The 17,975-nt window shown below is 66.8% G+C and carries 14 protein-coding genes; 1 reads left to right on the forward strand and 13 read right to left on the reverse strand.

Going from position 1 to position 17,975, the window contains the following annotated elements:
- Positions 1 to 114: 114 nt before the first annotated feature.
- Together uvrD and hexR are read right to left on the reverse strand one after the other, a co-directional pair.
- Positions 115 to 2,322 carry a DNA helicase II gene (gene uvrD, locus CR157_RS15330; RefSeq protein WP_110284384.1) on the reverse strand — a complete coding sequence of 736 codons (2,208 nt, stop codon included), beginning with the start codon at positions 2,320 to 2,322 and terminating at the stop codon, positions 115 to 117.
- 192 nt (positions 2,323 to 2,514) lie between these two features.
- On the reverse strand, positions 2,515 to 3,378 hold the full coding sequence (gene hexR, locus CR157_RS15335; RefSeq protein WP_110284385.1) for a transcriptional regulator HexR: 864 nt from the start codon (positions 3,376 to 3,378) through the stop codon (positions 2,515 to 2,517).
- 272 nt (positions 3,379 to 3,650) lie between these two features.
- On the opposite strand from hexR, the gene CR157_RS15340 reads away from it, so the two are divergent.
- Positions 3,651 to 3,851, forward strand: coding sequence for a PA3496 family putative envelope integrity protein (locus CR157_RS15340; protein WP_110284386.1), 201 nt, complete (start codon positions 3,651 to 3,653; stop codon positions 3,849 to 3,851).
- 118 nt (positions 3,852 to 3,969) lie between these two features.
- On the opposite strand, the gene CR157_RS15345 is transcribed toward CR157_RS15340, so the two are convergent.
- The 11 genes from CR157_RS15345 to atpG form a co-directional block, all read right to left on the reverse strand.
- Entirely contained in the window at positions 3,970 to 5,310 is a 1,341-nt protein-coding gene (locus CR157_RS15345) for a sodium-dependent transporter (RefSeq protein WP_110284387.1), read from the reverse strand.
- A 192-nt stretch (positions 5,311 to 5,502) separates the two neighbouring features.
- Entirely contained in the window at positions 5,503 to 6,333 is an 831-nt protein-coding gene (locus CR157_RS15350) for a DUF72 domain-containing protein (protein ID WP_110284388.1), read from the reverse strand.
- A gap of 81 nt (positions 6,334 to 6,414) precedes the next feature.
- On the reverse strand, positions 6,415 to 8,124 hold the full coding sequence (locus CR157_RS15355; RefSeq protein WP_146218698.1) for a DUF945 family protein: 1,710 nt from the start codon (positions 8,122 to 8,124) through the stop codon (positions 6,415 to 6,417).
- A gap of 142 nt (positions 8,125 to 8,266) precedes the next feature.
- Positions 8,267 to 10,102: a glutamine--fructose-6-phosphate transaminase (isomerizing) gene (glmS, locus tag CR157_RS15360; RefSeq protein ID WP_110284390.1), complete on the reverse strand. Its 1,836-nt coding sequence runs from the start codon at positions 10,100 to 10,102 to the stop codon at positions 8,267 to 8,269.
- An 11-nt stretch (positions 10,103 to 10,113) separates the two neighbouring features.
- Positions 10,114 to 11,484, reverse strand: coding sequence for a bifunctional UDP-N-acetylglucosamine diphosphorylase/glucosamine-1-phosphate N-acetyltransferase GlmU (glmU, locus tag CR157_RS15365; RefSeq protein WP_110284391.1), 1,371 nt, complete (start codon positions 11,482 to 11,484; stop codon positions 10,114 to 10,116).
- Positions 11,485 to 11,568: 84 nt separating this feature from the next.
- Positions 11,569 to 12,639, reverse strand: coding sequence for an FAD:protein FMN transferase (locus CR157_RS15370; protein ID WP_110284392.1), 1,071 nt, complete (start codon positions 12,637 to 12,639; stop codon positions 11,569 to 11,571).
- A gap of 34 nt (positions 12,640 to 12,673) precedes the next feature.
- On the reverse strand, positions 12,674 to 13,471 hold the full coding sequence (locus CR157_RS15375; RefSeq protein ID WP_110284393.1) for an undecaprenyl-diphosphate phosphatase: 798 nt from the start codon (positions 13,469 to 13,471) through the stop codon (positions 12,674 to 12,676).
- Between the two features lie 180 nt (positions 13,472 to 13,651).
- Positions 13,652 to 15,025 (reverse strand): magnesium transporter, encoded by a 1,374-nt coding sequence (gene mgtE, locus CR157_RS15385; RefSeq protein WP_110284395.1) that lies wholly within the window; start codon positions 15,023 to 15,025, stop codon positions 13,652 to 13,654.
- 138 nt (positions 15,026 to 15,163) lie between these two features.
- A complete protein-coding gene (locus CR157_RS15390) occupies positions 15,164 to 15,592 on the reverse strand; it encodes a F0F1 ATP synthase subunit epsilon (protein ID WP_110284396.1) in 429 nt (142 codons plus the stop codon).
- Positions 15,593 to 15,617: 25 nt separating this feature from the next.
- Positions 15,618 to 16,994 carry a F0F1 ATP synthase subunit beta gene (gene atpD, locus CR157_RS15395; RefSeq protein WP_110284397.1) on the reverse strand — a complete coding sequence of 459 codons (1,377 nt, stop codon included), beginning with the start codon at positions 16,992 to 16,994 and terminating at the stop codon, positions 15,618 to 15,620.
- A 65-nt stretch (positions 16,995 to 17,059) separates the two neighbouring features.
- On the reverse strand, positions 17,060 to 17,950 hold the full coding sequence (gene atpG / locus CR157_RS15400; RefSeq protein ID WP_110284398.1) for a F0F1 ATP synthase subunit gamma: 891 nt from the start codon (positions 17,948 to 17,950) through the stop codon (positions 17,060 to 17,062).
- Between the last annotated feature and the right edge of the window lie 25 nt (positions 17,951 to 17,975).

A 17,975-nucleotide genomic window follows, 5' to 3' on the forward strand; every position in this document is an offset into this window, starting at 1 on the left:
TTGTGAGCCGCGCCTTCTGTGGCGCGGTCTGTCCGCCCGTGAGTATGGGTCAGCGCCGATTGGTCCGGCAAGCCTCTCCGTTGACGTGCACGTCAACGGAGAGGCGCTCGGCGCCTACAGGGGCGTCAGCTTGGCGAAGCCCAGCACCAGCCACTTGTCGCCCTCGCCCTCGAAGCTGACCTGTACCCGGGCACGCTCCCCCTCGCCCTCGGCATTGAGGATCACCCCCTCGCCGAACACCGGGTGATGGACCCGCTGGCCCAGGCTCAGGCTGGGCAGGTCGCCGCCGCCGTTGACCGAGGTCTGGCGAGAGAGGCCCACGGCCGGGCGGCTGGCGGTCACCGGTCGCGAGATCTGCCCGCGCAGGCGCACCTCCTCGAGATACTCCTCGGGGAGCTCGCGCAGGAAGCGCGAGGGGCGCTGGAAGGTCTCCTTGCCGTGCAGGCGGCGCAGCTCGGCATGGGTCAGGTAGAGCTTGCGCATGGCCCGGGTCAGGCCCACGTAGCAGAGTCGGCGCTCCTCCTCGAGGCGCCCCGGCTCCTCCAGGGACATGCGGTGGGGAAACAGCCCCTCCTCGACCCCGGCGATGAACACCACCGGGAACTCCAACCCCTTGGCCGAGTGCAGGGTCATCAGCTGCACGCAGTCCTCGAAGTCGTCGGCCTCGTGGTCGCCGGCATTGAGCGCCGCCTCGGCGAGGAAGGCCTCCAGCGCCACGCCGCCCTCGCCGGCCTCGGGAGGGTCAAGGGCCTCGCCCTGGGTGAAGGCACGGGCCGCCGTCACCAACTCCTCGAGGTTCTCGACCCGGGCCTGGCCCTTCTCGCCCTTCTCGCTGCGGTGGTGCTCGACCAGGCCGGAGACCTCGGTGACGTGGTCGATGATCTCGTGCAGCGCCAGCCCGGCGGTATCGTTGTCGAGCCGCTCGATCAGGTCGGCGAAGGCCTTGACCGCGGTGCCGGCGCGGCCCCTGAGCGAGGCATCACCGATGCCGTCGTGCAGCGCCTGCCACAGCGAGACCCCGGTGTGCCGGGCCCGTTCACGCAGGAGCTCCACGGTGCGGGTGCCGATGCCGCGGGCCGGGACGTTGATCACCCGCTCCAGCGAGGCGTCGTCGTCGCGGTTGAGCAGCAGGCGTAGATAGGCCAGGGCATTCTTGATCTCCAGGCGCTCGTAGAAGCGCTGGCCACCGTAGATGCGGTAGGGGACGCCCTGGCGGATCAGGGTCTCCTCCAGCACCCGGGACTGGGCATTGGAGCGGTAGAGGATGGCGATCTCGCGGCGGGCGTGGCCCTCGTTCACCTGCTCCCTGATCGTGTCGACGATGAAGCGTGCTTCATCGAGATCATTGAAGCCCGCATAGACCGAGATCGGCTCGCCGCGGCTGCCGGCGGTCCACAGCTCCTTGCCCATGCGGGCGGTGTTGTGGCTGATCAGGGCGTTGGCGGCATCGAGAATGGCGCTGGTGGAGCGGTAGTTCTGCTCCAGGCGCACGGTGCGGGTGTCGCGGAACTCCTGCTCGAAGCGGCGGATGTTCTCGACCCGGGCCCCGCGCCAGCCGTAGATCGACTGGTCGTCGTCGCCGACCACCGTCATCGGCGTCTGCATCCCGGAGAGCAGCTTGAGCCAGGCGTACTGCAGGGTGTTGGTGTCCTGGAACTCGTCGACCAGCACATGGGCGAAACGCTCCCGGTAGTGGGCGAGCAGCGCCGGGTTGTCGCGCAACAGCTCCAGGCTCCTCAGCAGCAGCTCGCCGAAGTCGACCAGCCCGCCGCGCTCGCAGGTCAGCTGGTAACGCTCGTAGAGCTCGACCATCTGCCCCATGTAGGCGTCGCCGTGGACATCGACCTGGTGGGGGCGAAGCCCCTCCTCCTTGCAGCCCGAGATGAACGACTGCACCTGGCGCGGCGGGAAGCGCTCGTCGTCGATGCGGTGATCCTTGAGCAGCCGCTTGATCAGGCGCAGCTGGTCGTCGGCATCGATGATCTGGAAGTGCTGGGGCAGCCGGGCGTCCTGCCAGTGGGTGCGCAGCAAGCGGTGGGCGATCGAGTGGAAGGTGCCGACCCAGACGTGGCGCAGCGACAGGCCCAGCAGCGCCTCGAGGCGGGTGCGCATCTCGCGGGCCGCCTTGTTGGTGAAGGTCACGGCGAGCACCGCATAGGGCGAGAGCCCCTCTGCCTGCATCAGCCAGGCGATGCGATGCACCAGCACCCGGGTCTTGCCGGAGCCGGCGCCGGCCAGCACCAGCATGTTGCCCTGGGGGGCGCTGACCGCCTCGCGCTGGGCGGTGTTCAGGTGGTCGAGAATCGCCGTGACGTCGTCCATGGTGCGGGGAAAGCCGGGTCGAAAATGGAGACCCAGCTTAGCATATCGGCCAGCCCAATCATCGAGGCGAGCGGCGCCGGGGACAGGTCGAAGCGGAGGTCATTCGTCAGGGATGACGAATGTAGCGCCCAAGGATGGGTTCACAGCGCCTCCGCATAGACCTGTCGCCGGGAAAGCCGCGTCTTCAGGTGGCTACGGCTTGCCTTCCTGCTCGGGAAAGCGCAACGGCGTCAGGCTCTTCTTCACCTCCCTGAGCTGCTCGGCGAGCTTGGGGCCACGGGTCTTGGCCACCCCCACGGCGAGCACGTCGACCAGCACCAGATGGGCGATGCGCGAGCTCATCGGGGTATAGATCTCGGTGTCCTCGTGGACATCGATATAGAGCGGCAGGGTGACCTCCTCGGCCAGCGGCGAGCCGCTGGGGCAGAGCCCGATCACCGTGGCCCCGGCCTCGCGGGCCAGGCGTACGCTGGCCACCAGCGCCCGGGTGCGGCCGGTCTGGGAGATGGCCACCACCACGTCGCCATCGCCCAGGGTCACCGCCGACATGTTCTGCATGTGCGGGTCAGCGTAGGCGGCGGTGGAGATCTGCAGGCGGAAGAACTTGTGCTGGGCGTCGAAGGCCACCGCACCGGAGGCGCCGAAGCCGTAGAACTCGACGCGGTTGGCCATGGCCAGGGCGTTGATGGCGCGGCTCAACGCCTCGTTGTCGAGCCGGTCACGCACCGACAGCAGGGTGCCCACGGTGGAGTCGAAGATGCTGTGGGAGAATTCCGCCACCGAGTCGCTGTCGTTCATCGAGAACTGGGCGAACTGGCTGCCGGTGGCCAGCATCTGGGCCAGCTTGAGCTTGAAATCCTGGAAGCCGTTGCAGCCCAGGGCACGGCAGAAGCGCACCACCGTCGGCTCGCTGACCTTGGCCTCGGTGGCCAGGTCGACGATGCGCATGTGGATGACTTCCTCGGGGTTGCGCAGCACGAAGCGCGCGACCTTCTGCTCGGAGCGGCGGAAGTGCTCCATGCGACGTCTCATCTCATCGAACAGGGCGCGGCTCACGCGGGACTCCTTGCTTGAGGGTCGCCGCGCCCGGGGGGCGAAGCGACGAAAACGATGGCGGGTTCATGGTCACAGTATGCCCCAAGCCGAAGGGCGATGCGCACTGGCCGCGGCATTCTGTCCAAGGGCGGCCCCGGGGCCTTGCGTTGGCACAGCGTTGCGTCCAATCGGCTCACGTCGTCATCATTCTGTCAAGTGCGGTATAGTAAGAAATGCAGTGTCGCGCAGCGTCCCTGAAGCCGGCACATTCACTGCAGACAGGAGAGTCGATCATGCGCAATGTCGAACGGTTAACCTCCCTGAAGAGTGAACTTCTCGACATCTTCATGAGCATGCAGGTCGCCGAACACGAGCAGCGCTCACGGACCGCCGCCCAGCGCAACCTGCGCGCCCGCCGCGGTATCGAGCTGCACAACGAGTTCAAGCGTCTGTCCCGGGACATCGCCCAGTTGCCCGAGGACGAGATGCACTGAACGGCCCGACCCATGACGGGTCGAGGGAATTTCCGGACGCAGCGAGCCCCGCCAGAGCGGGGCTCGCAGGGGAACTTGCCCCCTTTGCCTCAGCCGCTTGCCTCGTACCCCTGAGGCCTCACAGGCTCGAGACGAAGACCAGGACCACCCCGATGGGGGCCACGTAGCGTGCCACCAGGTGCCAGAGCTTCTCGGCACCGCCGGCGAGATTCAGCTCGTCGGCCACGCTCTTGCGCTCCAGGCACCAGGCGACGAAGACGATCGCCCCCAGCCCGGTCAGCGGCAGCAGGATCTTGCTGGTGAAGGTATCCAGCAGGTCGAAGACATTGAGGCCGAACAGCACCGGTACGTCCCAGACGTTGAACGACATCAGCGCCGCGATGCCCAGCGCCCAGACCGCCACGCCGCCGGCCAGGGTGGCCATCACCCGGGTCAGCGGAGTGCGCTCCTCGACGAACTCCACCACCGGCTCCAGCAGCGAGATGGCCGAGGTCAGGGCCGCAAAGGTCAGCAACAGGAAGAACATCAGGCCGAGCACGGTGCCACCGGTCATGTTGCCGAAGGCCAACGGCAGGGTGACGAAGATCAGCCCCGGGCCTTCGCCGGCGCTCAGGCCGTTGGCGAACACGATCGGGAAGATCGCCAGTCCCGCCAGCAGCGCGATGACGGTATCGAGGATGATCACCGTGCGCGCGGTACCCAGCAGCTTGACGTCCTCCCCCAGGTAGGAACCGTAGGCCATCATGATGCCCATGCCCAGCGACAGGGTGAAGAAGGCCTGCCCCATGGCGGCCAGTACCACACCGCCGGTGAGAGCACTCCAGTCGGGGCGGAACATGAAGGCCAGCGCCTCGCCGAAGTGGCCGGTGGTCATGCCGTAGCCGACCAGCACCAGCATCAGCACCACCAGGGCCGGCATCATGGTGCGCACCGCTCCCTCCAGGCCCTTGGTCACGCCCCGCGCGACGATCCACACCACCAGCGCCATGAAGGCCGTGTGCCACAGCAGCAGCACGCCGGGGCTGGCCAGCAGGTTACCGAAGATGGCGCCCACGCCGTCGGCATCCTGGCCGGTGAAGGTGCCGATCACCGAATTGAGGGTATAGGAAAGCGACCAGCCGCCGATCACGCTGTAGAAGGAGAGGATCAGGAAGGCGGCCAGTATCCCGCTGGCCCCCAGCAGTGCCCAGGCCCGGGGCTGCCCGCTCCTGCCGGCGAGTTCCGCCATGGCGTTGACGGGATTCTTCTGGGCGCGGCGACCGATCAGCCATTCGGCGACCAGGATCGGCATGCCGACCACCGCCACGCAGATCAGGTAGACCAGCACGAAGGCGGCGCCTCCGCTGTCGCCGACCATGTAGGAGAAGCGCCAGATATTGCCTAGCCCCACCGCGGACCCGGCCGCGGCAAGCACGAAGGTCATCTTCGATGACCACTGCGCGTGTGCGAGTTTCGACATGAATCACCTGTTGTTGTCTGTATCGATGTGCATTCGTTATTGATCTGTATCAGGCATGAAAATCAGCAATATCACGCTGTTTTATGCCATGAAGACCGCAAATCTATCCGATCATACGCTTGATGGCTAGCCATGAGGCAAGAAAGACGCAGCGGCTGTCGGGAGCCACCATCCCAGCCTCGGGTATCGGCCTCAGAATAGCCGCTCCTGACGTTCACCGGGGAAGTCCGGAAGCGGCGGCAACGAACAGTGTTCGACCAAGCGGGAATGGAGGCGCCGCGCCAGTTCCGGCGCCTGCCGGTTGTCGGGCGTATGCACAAGCAGGAAAGGGGTTTTCCCCTGTTTTATCCACAGGGCGAGGCGCTCGATCCAGGGCTGGAAATAGCGCTCATTGATGACCGGATCGACGTGGCCGATGAAGCGCACCAGCGGCCTGTCTCCCGTGGAAAGCACGTGTAATGGGCGTTTCGGCTTCTCGCCCCGGGCCTTGAGCAGGCCGGGGTGGTCGCCGGCCGGTGTGGAGAAGAGTGGCCGCACATCGAGCATCACTCGGTCGGCGCCGTGAGTTATCAACAATCGGTTCAGGGCGATTTCGGCCGCCCCCTTGTGGAAAAATTCCCTGTGACGCACTTCCACCGCACAGGGAATGCCGGTGGGCCAGCGCGACAACAGGGCTTCCAGCTGGGGTAGCTCATCGACCCCGAAATCCCTCGGCAGTTGGACCATCAGCGGGCCGAAGCGATCGTGCAGCGGAGCGAGGGCCGCCAGGAAACCGTCGAATTCGGCCTCGACCCCGGCCAGACGCCGCTGGTGGGTCAGGGCCGCCGGCAGCTTGAAACAGAAGCGGAAATCCGGCGGCGCCTGGCGCGCCCAGTCCGTCACCGTCTCGGCACGCGGCGCGCCGCTGTAGAAGGTGGTATTGCCCTCGACGGTGGAAAACACCCGGGCATACTCCTCGAGCATGCCGTCGCTGCCACCATGGGCCGGATAGAGGGTGCCACGCCACGCCTGCTTGGCCCACATGGGCAACCCGAGATACAGTCCGGCCAAACCGGTCACTCTTCTGCAACAAAAAGGCAATGGGAAGGCATGAGCACCGACGACTCAGAACTGTCCCAGCAGCCATTCGCCAGGCTCGCCATTCAGCAACAGCTCACCGTCCTTCAGCTGCAGGTGAATAGTGTAGCGGTCGCCTGCTTCGCGGCGAACGATGCCGAGTTCCAGCATCGACGCCAGTTCCTCCGCCACCAGGTCTTTGGCCATCGCTTCGAGCGCCTTGCCCTCGGGCGGGGACGTCAGGCCGTTGTACTGCTGGCGGATCGACTCGCGGGCCACCTTGTGCACCAGCAGCGCAGAGACGTCGGCGCTGAATTCCAGCCGATTGCCCGGCGAGAAGAGCGCCTGCTCGCCAAGGAGCGCGAAGTCCTGCAGCTGGACATCGGCTTCCAGCGCCATGTCGAGGTCCGCGTCGCCGATGCGTAACGTCACCGGCTTGGCGGCCAGGGTCGAGCGATCTCCCATCATCGCCATGCCGGCTTCCCCCACCCGCTCAAGCACGGCCAGTGAGGCATCGGGGTCGTCGACCCGGAATTCGTCCATGGCCCGGTAGAACAGGCGCCAGAGCTCGTCATACCCGGCGCGCTGCAGCTGTCCAAGGCGGGATTCGACATGATACTCCAGCGGTTCCTCCATGCCCTGGATACGCAGATCGCGTGACGACAGGCGCGTGACCAACTCGAGTGAAGCCTCCGACTCTGGCTCCAGCCCCAGTTGAAACTGCATGGCGTCGAGCGAGACACCCGGCGAGCCCTTCTCGCGCATCTCCAGGCCATCGAACGCGAGGCCCAGCTCTCCATACCAGCTGTACTCGCCCTGGCGCGAACCGGTGAACTCGAGCGCCATGCCATCCATCTGCAGGTACTGATCCGGCTTCTGCCCCTGGAACCCCTCGATGCCAAGGCGCGAGACGATGCTTTCGAAACGCCCCTGGTCGTCGAAATGCAGACCAATATCGACGGTCTGGTCCTCGATACGGGTATCGAGTGGCTGGTCGACATCGCGGCGCTCCGACAACGTCAGGGAATCGCGGGACTGCAGTCGCAGCTCGCGAAGCACGCCCGACGAGAAACGCACCAGATGATGCGATGTGGAACTCTCGAACGTGTGCACGGCAGCGGGCTCCTCCAGGCGGGAAGGCCCCATGTGGTGGGTGGCGCGATACTCGCCGGAACCGGGGTCGAAGCTGAAGTCACCGCCTCGGTAATCCATGACATAGCGCGTGTTCAGGCCGAGGTCGCTGAGCAGCGGGCCAGCGGACACCGCCATCTCCATGGGTTCCCACTCGCCATGGACGACCCGGTCATAACCGATCCGCGCAGCATAGCGTTGGTTCGACCGGCCACCTTCGAAGGCGACGACCTCCCCGACCAGCCACCCCGACACCTCGACATCTCCTTCCAGGCTGGCCATGCCTCCGGTAAAGGGTCCATGGGTGATCCGCTCGCTGACGCCGATGCGGAACGGCTCTTGCGGCACGTCCAGGTCGGCAAACAGCTGCGCAAGCGGCAGGGCGAATCGTGGATCGAGAATGAGTTCATAGTCGGCACGTGCCGAGAACCAACCCCGTTCATACTCGGCATTCTCGACCTGGAGATAGCCCAGTCCCTCCAACTGCTGGAGATACGCGGCATGCTGCTGCTCGATCTGTCGTCCCAACCAGTTGGGTGCCCCCACCCCGGCCGCGACGACCAGCACCACCAGTAGCATGGCGATCCGTGTCCAGCGGCCTCCCGAACGTCCCTTTTCGTTTCCCACGTCTGTTCCCCTTTTTCTTGTTTCGTTTCATCGACGTCCGGCAGTCATAGGGAAGATCCCATGACTGCCGGACGTTCAAGTAACGTATTGTAGTAACAAACAATAAGAAAGGGGAAATATAGCCAATCGCCGCGATGGCGTTTCACTCCACGGTAACGGATTTGGCCAGATTGCGCGGCTGGTCCACGTCGGTGCCCTTGAGCACCGCCACATGGTAGCTGAGCAGCTGCAGCGGCACGGTGTAGACGATCGGCGCCAGCACCTCGTGGACATGGGGCAGGCGCAGTACCCGGATGCCTTCCTCTTCCTCCAGCTTCACCTGCTCGTCGGCAAAGACGAACAGCTCGCCGCCCCGGGCCCGCACCTCCTGGAGGTTGGACTTGAGCTTGTCGAGCAGCTCGTCGTTGGGGGCCACGGAGATGACCGGCATCTCGCTGTCCACCAGCGCCAGCGGGCCGTGCTTGAGCTCGCCGGCCGGGTAGGCCTCGGCGTGGATGTAGGAGATCTCCTTGAGCTTGAGCGCGCCCTCGAGGGCGATGGGGAAGTGCGCCCCACGACCGAGGAAGAGCGCATGGTGCTTCTCGGCGAAGGCCGCGGAGAGCGCCTCGACCTGCGGGTCGAGCCGCAGTACCCGCTCCACCAGGCCGGGCAGGCCGCGCAGGGCGGCCACCAGCTCGGCCTGGACGCCCCCATCGAGCCCCTTGACCCGACCCAGCGCCAGGGTCAACAGCATCAGGGCGGTGAGCTGGGTGGTGAAGGCCTTGGTCGAGGCGACGCCGATCTCCGGGCCGGCCTGGGTCATCAGGGTCAGGTCGGATTCGCGCACCAGGGAGCTGCCCGGCACGTTGCAGATCGCCAGGCTGGCCACATAGCCTCGCTCGCGGGCGAAGCGCAGCGCCGCCAGGGTGTCGGCGGTCTCGCCGGACTGGGAGAGCGTCACGAACAGGGTGTCCTCCGGTACCACCACCTGCCGGTAGCGATACTCCGAGGCGACCTCGACCTGCACCGGTACCCCGGCGAAGCGCTCGAGCCAGTAACGGGCCACCATGCCGGCATGATAGCTGGTGCCACAGGCGACGATATGGATCTGGCGCACCCGGTCGAACAGCGCCTCGGCCTCGGGGCCGAAGCTCTCCACCAGCACCGACTGCTCGCCCAGGCGCCCCTCCAGGGCCGCGGCGATCACCGCCGGCTGCTCATGGATCTCCTTGAGCATGAAGTGGCGATAGTCGCCCTTGCTCGCCGCGCCGTCGCCGTGCTCGAAGGCCTGCACCTCGCGCTCGACCGACCGCCCCGCCGCGTCGAACACCGCGACGCCCCCCCGGGCGGAGAGTCGCACCACGTCGCCCTCCTGCAGGTAGACGTAGCGGTCGGTGACCTGCAGCAGGGCCAGGGGATCGGAGCCCAGGAAGGCCTCGTCGATGCCCACGCCCACCACCAGCGGGCTGCCCCTGCGGGCGCCGACGATGACGTCGGGCTCGTCGGCATGCATCACGGCCAGCGCATAGGCACCGTCGAGGTGTGCCAGCGCCCGCTGGACCGCGGCCAGCAGATCGCCGCTCCTGTCGAACTCCCGGTCCACCAGGTGGGCGACCACCTCGGTGTCGGTCTCCGATGCGAAGACATAACCGGCGTCGCGGAGCTGCTGGCGCAGCGCCTCGTGATTCTCGATGATGCCGTTGTGCACCACCACCAGTCGCTCGCCGGACTGGTGCGGGTGGGCATTGACCTCGCTGGGCCTGCCGTGGGTGGCCCAGCGGGTATGGGCGATACCGCAGCGGCCGGGCAGCGGCTCGGCGGCGAGCCGCTCCTCGAGGGCCGCCACCTTGCCCACGGCGCGGCACCGCTGCAGGGTGCCCTGGGGGGACTGCACCGCCATGCCCGCCGAGTCATAGCCACGATATTCGAGGCGCTTGAGCCCCTCGAGCAGGATGCCCTGGACGTTGCGCTCGGCGACGGCGCCGACGATTCCACACATGCGATCTCTCCTCAGGGTTCCTGGCGCTTGGTCGGCCGCGCCCAGTCGGCCTTGCTCACCTGGCGGCCGCGGGAGACCGCCAGGGCGTTGTCGGGCACGTCCTTGCTGATGGTGGAGCCGGCGCCGACGGTGGCTCCCTTGCCGATGCTGACCGGCGCGACCAGCGCGGTATTGGAGCCGATGAAGGCGTCGTCGCCGATCTCGGTGCGGTGCTTGTTGGCACCGTCGTAGTTGCAGGTGATGGTGCCGGCCCCGACGTTGACGTCGCGCCCCAGCGAGGCATCGCCCACATAGCTCAGGTGGTTGATCTTGCTGCCTTCTCCCACCTCGACATTCTTGGTCTCGACGAAGTTGCCGACCTTGGCCCCCACCGCCAGTCGCGAACCGGGACGCAGCCGGGCGAAGGGACCGACGCGGTTGCGGCCGGCCACCACCGCGCCCTCGATGACGCTGTGGGGCTCGACCAGGGTCTCGGCACCGATGTGGCTGTCGCGGATCACGCAGTGGGGACCGATGCGCACCCCTTCGCCCAGTTCCACCTCGCCCTCGAAGATGCAGCCCACATCGATCTCCACGTCGTGGCCGCAGGTCAGGGTGCCGCGGATGTCGAGACGCGCCGGATCGAGCAGCGCCACGCCCTCGGCCATCAGCCGCTCGGCCAGCTCGCGCTGGTGGGCACGCTCCAGGCGCGCCATCTGGGCCCGATTGTTGACGCCCTCCACTTCGAGCGCCTGGGCCGGCTGGGTGGTGACGATCCTCACCCCCTCGGCCGCCGCCATGGCGATCACGTCGGTCAGGTAGTACTCGCCCTGGGCATTGTCGGCCGAGAGCTGCGGCAACCAACGTCTGAGCTGAGCCGCGGTCATGGCCATGATGCCGGTGTTGCACTCGCGGATGGCGAGCTCGGTCTGGGAGGCGTCCTTGTGCTCGACGATGGCCACCACCTCCCCCGCCTCGTTGCGCAGGATGCGACCGTAGCCGCCGGGCTCGGGCAGGGTCACGGTCAGCAGCCCCATATGCCGTTCGTCGACCCCCTCGAGCAGCGTCGCCAGGGTCTCGCGGCGAATCAACGGCACGTCGCCGTAGAGCACCAGCACCTTGTCGTGGCCGAGCCCGTCCAGGGCCTGGGCGACGGCATGCCCGGTGCCCTTCTGCTCGGTCTGCAGGGCGAAGCGCACCTCGCAGTCGGCCAGTGCCTCGCGCACATGCTCGGCCCCGTGGCCGACCACCACATGGGTGCGATCGGCGGCAAGCCCCCGAGCGGTATCGACCACATGGCGCACCATCGGCTTGCCGGCCAGGCAATGCAGTACCTTGGGCAGCGTCGAGCGCATCCGCGTGCCCTGTCCGGCCGCCAGAATCACCACGTCGAGCGTCATCATGACTCCATGTCCATTCTCGTCAGTCGTTACATTCTAGATGGTTCCGGGCCCGGCACTCCATGCCGGCCTGGACTGGTTTGCCCCTCACCGCACCTCGAGGCCGAGTTCCTCGACCAGCGCCTCGCCGAAGGTTTCGACGAAGCCGGGGCTGACCCGGCTGCTCCAGCCCTCGTCCTCGCGCACGATCATCAGCACGGCGAGGCCCTGCTCCCTGGCCAGGGCCATCCCCTGCTCCTCGCCCAGCACCATCAGTGCCGTGGCCCAGGCATCCGCCCAGGCGTTGGAGGGGTGGGCCACCGTCACCGAGGCCAGCCGATGTGCGATGGGACGGCCGGTACGCGGATCGAGGGTGTGAGAGTAACGCCGGCCCTCCTCCTCGAAGTAGTTGCGGTAGTCGCCGGAGGTGGCGACCGAGATGTCATGCAGCGGCACCACATGCCGCGCTTCCCGGCGGTCGTCCAGGGGCGCCTCGATGCCGATGCGCCAGGGCGTTCCCTCGGCGTCACGGTAGCCCTTCGCCATCACCTCCCCCCCCAGGTTGACCAGGTAGTGCTCGATGCCCCGGCGATCCAGGTAGGCCGCCACGCGATCCGTGCCGTGGCCCTTGGCCACCCCGGAGAGATCGATGAAGATGTCCCTCACGCGCCGCGCCTGGAGCCCCTCCACGTCGAGCTCGAAACTCTCCGGGCCGACCTCGGCCAGCCGCTCGGCCAGGGTCTCGTCGTCGGGAATCTCCCGCGGGCGGGCCTCGGGACCGAAGCTCCAGAGATTGACCAGGCCACCCAGGGACATGTCGAAGGCCCCATCGCTGGCCTCGGCCACCGCCTGGCCGATCGCCAGCACCTCGATCAGTTCGTCGGAGAGGGGTTGCCATTCCCCGACCGGCGCCTGGTTGAAGGCCACCAGTTCCGAGTCGTCACGATACGTGGACATGGAAGCATCCACCTCATCGAGCTCGGCGAGAAACTCCGTCTCGATCTCGCGCGCCTCGCCCTGGGTCAAGGGATCGGCGATGGTCACCTGGTAGAAGCTGCCGAAGACCTGCCCCTCCAGGCGCACCGGCGACTCCAGCGGCCTATCGCTCTCCGAGCAGGCCGCCAGCAAGGCGGCGAAGGCCAGCAGCAGCGTCAACGACAGCAGACGGGACGGGGTCATTGCTCAGGGTCTCCGGCAGGCAGGTGGTGCGAGCTTACCAGAACAACCACAGCAGCCAGAGTCCCAGCACGATGCGATAGACCACGAAGGGCTGCATGCCGATCCGGCGGATGAAGACCAGGAAGTAGTGGATGCAGAGGTAGGCACTGATGCCCGACAGCAGGCTGCCCACCACCAGGGTCGACCAGTCCACCGCCCGGTCCGCGCTGACCAGGCCGAGGATCTCGAGGGCGCTGGCGAGCACGATCACCGGAATCGACAGCAGGAAGGAGAAGCGTGCCGCCCCTTCCCGGCTCAGGCCCAGCAGCAGCGCCGCGGTGATGGTGATCCCCGAGCGTGACGTGCCGGGGATCAGCGCCAGCGCCTGGGCGCCGCCGATCAGCAGGGCGTCCTTCAGGGTCAGCTGGTACTCGCTGCGCGCCCCGCGATGGCGCCAGTCGGCATAGCCGAGCAGCACGCCGAAGCCGATCAGGCCGGCGGCGATGATCAGCGGCGAGCGCATGCCGACCTCGATGGCGTCGTGAAAGACCAGGCCGACCACGCAGACCGGGATCGTCGCCAGCAGCACCCACCAGGCGAGGCGGGCATCCTCGTCGGCCGCCCGGCCGCGCAGCGAATCGGCCCAGCTGACGATCATCCTGCGCAGTTCGTGGCGGAAATAGAGCACCACCGCCGCCAGGCTGCCGAGATGCAGCGCGACGTCGAAGGCCAGTCCCTGGTCGTCCCAGGGGGTCAGCACCGGTACCAGGATCAGGTGAGCGGAGCTGGAGATGGGCAGGAACTCGGTCAGTCCCTGAACGATCGAGAGAACGGCAACCTGGAGCCAGTCCATGGCGATTCCTGTGTGGATGGACGAAGCCGATGACGGCGAACACGGTGGCGAAGCGACTCGAGCGGCCCGTCCACTGGAGCGGCTCGTCGCCCGGCCGACGCCGAGCATACACATCCGTCACGAGGTTGTCCGCCTCGCCTCCGCGACGGACGAAGCGACGTTGTGTGCTGGCGGCGACGATCACAGGCCGGCCAGGATCGCCGTGGCGATACTGAAATAGATCAGCACCCCCGAGGCATCGATCAGCGTCGTCACCAGCGGTGCCGAAGCCGTGGCCGGGTCCCAGCCCAGGCGGTCGAGCAGGAACGGCAGGCACATGCCCAGCAGGCTGCCGAACAGCACGATGGTGACCATGCTCATGGCCACCACCATGGCCACCGCCTCGCCACCGCGCAGCACACCGATGGGCGCCACCGCCAGCGCCATGGTCAGCCCCAGGGAACCGGCCACCAGCAGCTCGCGGCCGAGCAGCTTGCCCCAGTCCTTGACCCCGACGTCGCCGGTGGCCATGCCGCGCACCATCAGGGTGGCGGCCTGGGCGCCGGCGTTGCCGCCGCTGCCGATCAGCAGCGGCAGGAAGAACACCAGGGCCACCTGGGCGACGATGGTGTCCTCGAAGTAGGCGATGCCGGCACCGGAGAGGAGGTTACCGAACACCAGCAGCACCAGCCAGATCACCCGCTTGCGGTAGAGGCTCCACAGCGGCACCCGGCTGACGCCATCCTCCAGCTGGCCGATGGACATCCCCTTGTGGATATCCTCGGTGGCCTCGGACTCGGCCACGTCCATGGCGTCATCGTGGGTGACGATGCCGACCAGGCGCTGCTCGGCATCGATCACCGGCACGGCCAGCAGGTCGTAGCGAGCCACCGCCCGGGCGACTTCCTCCTGCTCCTGGTCGACGGGGATGCTGATCACGTCCTTGATCATCAGGTCGTCGACCCTGGCCGTCGGCCGCGCCACCATCAGCTGGCGCAGCGACAGGGTGCCGGCCAGGCGGCCATCCGGGTCGATGATGTAGAGCTGGTAGACGGTCTCCGCATCCGGCGCCGTCTGACGCACCCGCATCATCGCCTGGGAGACCGTCATGCCGCTGGGGATGGCCACGTAGTCCGAGGTCATGATGGCCCCGGCGGTGCCCTCCTCATAGCTGGCCAGCCGCTTGAGATCCTCGCGCTCCTGGCGCGCCATGCGCCGCAGCAGGGTCTCGCGGCGGTCCTCGCCGAGCAGGTTGAAGAGGTCGGCACGCTCGTCCGACCCCATCTCTTCCAGCACCGCGAGCAGCGTTTCGTCGGACATCGCCTCGGCCACATCGGTCTGCTCCTCGCCCGGCAGGTAGCCGAGCACATTGGCCCGCCGTTCGATGGGCAGGCTGTCGAGCAGGCCGAGGGCGATGGGCAGATCATCCTCTTCGGCGAGGATGTCCTCGACGATCTCGGCGATATCCGCGGAACGCAACTCCGGCAGCAGTTGATCGAGACGCTCGCCCTGCTCCTCGGACAGCGCCGTCAGCAGCGCCTCCTTCTGTTCCTGCAGGGTCTCATTCAATGACATGGGCATCCTCCTGACGCCGCCAGGCTGCAGGCAAGGGCCGCCTGCGCGGAGACGCGTTGTGCAGCGAGCATGATATCAGACGCGAAAACGCCCCCCGAACATGGCTCCGGGGGGCGTCTTCCACGGCAGGAGCGTCGATCAGCCCTTGCCGGCCTTCTTGCGCAGTTGCTGGATGGTACGCAGCTGCGCCACGGCTTCGGCGAGCTCTGCCGTGGCGCGGGTGTAATCCAGCTCCGCGGACTGGTCGTTGAGCGCCCTCAGCGCATGCTGCCGGGCTTCCTCGGCGGAAGCCTCGTCCAGGTCCTTGGCGCGGGCGGCGGAGTCGGCGAGGATGGTCACCACGTCGGGCTGCACTTCGAGGAAGCCGCCGGAGACGTAGTAGTTCTCCTCCTGTCCACCGTCATGGATCACGCGGATCGGCCCCGGATGCAGCTCGGTCAGCAGCGGAGCGTGGCCCGGGAGGATCCCCAGGTCGCCCATCACCCCGGCGGCGATCACCTGCTCGACCTCGCCGGAGTAGACCGAGGCCTCGGCGCTCACGATTTCGCACTTGAAGCTGTTCGCCATAGCGAAGTCCCCCTGGTGGACGGCCTTACTTCATCTGGTTGGCTTTCTCGACGGCCTCGTCGATGCTGCCCACCATGTAGAAGGCCTGCTCCGGGAGCTCATCGTACTCGCCGTCGAGGATGCCCTGGAAGCCACGGATGGTCTCCTTGAGCGGCACATACTTGCCCGGAGAGCCGGTGAACACCTCGGCAACGAAGAACGGCTGCGACAGGAAGCGCTGGATCTTGCGCGCCCGCGCCACGGACAGCTTGTCCTCGTCGGACAGCTCGTCCATGCCCAGGATCGCAATGATGTCCTTGAGCTCCTTGTAGCGCTGCAGCACGTTCTGGACGCCGCGGGCGGTACCGTAGTGCTCCTCGCCCACCACCAGCGGATCGAGCTGACGCGAGGTGGAGTCCAGCGGGTCGATGGCCGGGTAGATGCCCAGCTCGGCGATGGAACGCGCCAGCACCACGGTGGCGTCCAGGTGCGAGAAGGTGGTCGCCGGGGACGGGTCGGTCAGGTCGTCCGCGGGCACGTACACCGCCTGCACGGAGGTGATGGAGCCGGTCTTGGTGGAGGTGATGCGCTCCTGCAGGACACCCATCTCCTCGGCCAGGGTCGGCTGGTAACCCACCGCGGAGGGCATGCGACCCAGCAGGGCGGACACCTCGGTACCGGCCAGGGTGTAGCGATAGATGTTGTCGATGAACAGCAGCACGTCGCGGCCTTCATCACGGAACTTCTCGGCGATGGTCAGGCCGGTCAGGGCCACGCGCAGGCGGTTGCCGGGCGGCTCGTTCATCTGACCGTAGACCAGCGACACCTTGTCGATGACGTTGGATTCGGTCATTTCATGATAGAAGTCGTTGCCCTCGCGGGTCCGCTCGCCGACACCGGCGAACACGGAGTAGCCGCTGTGCTCGGTGGCGATGTTGCGGATCAGCTCCATCATGTTCACGGTCTTGCCCACGCCGGCGCCGCCGAACAGGCCGACCTTGCCGCCCTTGGCGAACGGGCAGACCAGGTCGATGACCTTGATGCCGGTCTCGAGCAGCTCCTCGGAAGCCGCCTGGTCGGCATAGCCCGGTGCCTTGCGGTGGATCGGCATGCGCTCGGTCTCGCCGATCTCGCCGGCCTCGTCGATCGGCTCGCCGAGCACGTTCATGATGCGGCCCAGCGTCTCCTTGCCCACCGGCACGGAGATGGCGGCGCCGGTGTTGGTGATCTCCAGGCCGCGCTTGAGACCCTCGGTGGAGCCCATGGCGATGGTGCGCACCACGCCGTCGCCCAGCTGCTGCTGGACCTCGAGCACGGTGTCGGCGTTCGCGACCTTCAGGGCGTCGTAGACCTTGGGAACATCGTCCCGCGGAAACTCGACGTCAATCACCGCGCCGATGATTTGTACGATACGTCCGCTCATCTTGGTTCCTCTCAAAGTACCTGCAATTGAAACCTGCATGCCGGGAGGGCACCCCTCCCCTGGCGCTATACGGCGGCGGCGCCCCCGACGATCTCGGAGATCTCCTGGGTGATGGCGGCCTGACGGGCCTTGTTGTACACCATCTCCAGATCGTCGATCAGCCCGCCGGCGTTGTCGGTGGCGCTTTTCATGGCGATCATGCGGGCCGCCTGCTCACAGGCGCCGTTCTCGACCACCGACTGGTAGACCTGCGACTCGATGAAACGAATCAGAAGGCTGTCCAGCAGCGCCTTGGCATCCGGCTCATACAGGTAGTCCCAGCCACCGGGACGCTTGTTCTCTTCGGAATGCTTGTGGTGCCCGTTGTTGCCCATGTCGGGTGACAGGGGCAACAGCTGCCTGACCACCGGCTTCTGGGTCATGGTGTTGACGAATTCGTTGTACACCACATAGAGCCGGTCCAGGCGCCCCTCGTCATAGGCATCCAGCATGACCTTCACGCTGCCGATCAGATCCTCGACCTCGGGCGACTCGCCCAGGCCGCTCTTCGACGCCACCAGGTTGCCCCCGTAGTTGCGGAAGAAGCCGCCGGCCTTGCTGCCCAGGGCGCAGAAGTCGAGTTCCGCTCCCTGGTCGCGCCACGCCTTGGCATCCTTCACCACGGCCTTGAACAGGTTGACGTTCAGGCCGCCACACAGGCCGCGGTCGGTGGAGACGACGATATAGCCCACCCGCTTGGCGTCCCGCTCGATCATGTAGTCGTGGCGGTACTCGGGCTGGGCGTCGGCGATATGGCCCACGACGTTGCGGATCTGGCGGGCGTAGGGCTGGCTGGCCCTCATCAGGTCCTGTGCCTTACGCATCTTCGACGCAGCGACCATTTCCATGGCGCTGGTGATCTTCTGCGTATTCTTGATGCTCCCGATCTGGGTGCGTATCTCTTTTGCAGCTGCCATAGCGATCTACCTCGTTCGTGGCCCT

The sequence above is a fragment of the Halomonas sp. LBP4 genome, from assembly GCF_003202205.1.
Lineage (GTDB): Bacteria > Pseudomonadota > Gammaproteobacteria > Pseudomonadales > Halomonadaceae > Halomonas > Halomonas flagellata.

Coding starts and splice junctions, on each gene's coding strand:
- uvrD (WP_110284384.1), bottom strand. CDS start 2,322: ATGGACGACGTCACGGCGATTCTCGACCACCTGAACACCGCCCAGCGC.
- CR157_RS15340 (WP_110284386.1), top strand. CDS start 3,651: ATGCGCAATGTCGAACGGTTAACCTCCCTGAAGAGTGAACTTCTCGAC.
- CR157_RS15345 (WP_110284387.1), bottom strand. CDS start 5,310: ATGTCGAAACTCGCACACGCGCAGTGGTCATCGAAGATGACCTTCGTG.
- CR157_RS15350 (WP_110284388.1), bottom strand. CDS start 6,333: ATGTGGGCCAAGCAGGCGTGGCGTGGCACCCTCTATCCGGCCCATGGT.
- glmS (WP_110284390.1), bottom strand. CDS start 10,102: ATGTGTGGAATCGTCGGCGCCGTCGCCGAGCGCAACGTCCAGGGCATC.
- glmU (WP_110284391.1), bottom strand. CDS start 11,484: ATGATGACGCTCGACGTGGTGATTCTGGCGGCCGGACAGGGCACGCGG.
- CR157_RS15370 (WP_110284392.1), bottom strand. CDS start 12,639: ATGACCCCGTCCCGTCTGCTGTCGTTGACGCTGCTGCTGGCCTTCGCC.
- CR157_RS15375 (WP_110284393.1), bottom strand. CDS start 13,471: ATGGACTGGCTCCAGGTTGCCGTTCTCTCGATCGTTCAGGGACTGACC.
- mgtE (WP_110284395.1), bottom strand. CDS start 15,025: ATGTCATTGAATGAGACCCTGCAGGAACAGAAGGAGGCGCTGCTGACG.
- CR157_RS15390 (WP_110284396.1), bottom strand. CDS start 15,592: ATGGCGAACAGCTTCAAGTGCGAAATCGTGAGCGCCGAGGCCTCGGTC.
- atpD (WP_110284397.1), bottom strand. CDS start 16,994: ATGAGCGGACGTATCGTACAAATCATCGGCGCGGTGATTGACGTCGAG.
- atpG (WP_110284398.1), bottom strand. CDS start 17,950: ATGGCAGCTGCAAAAGAGATACGCACCCAGATCGGGAGCATCAAGAAT.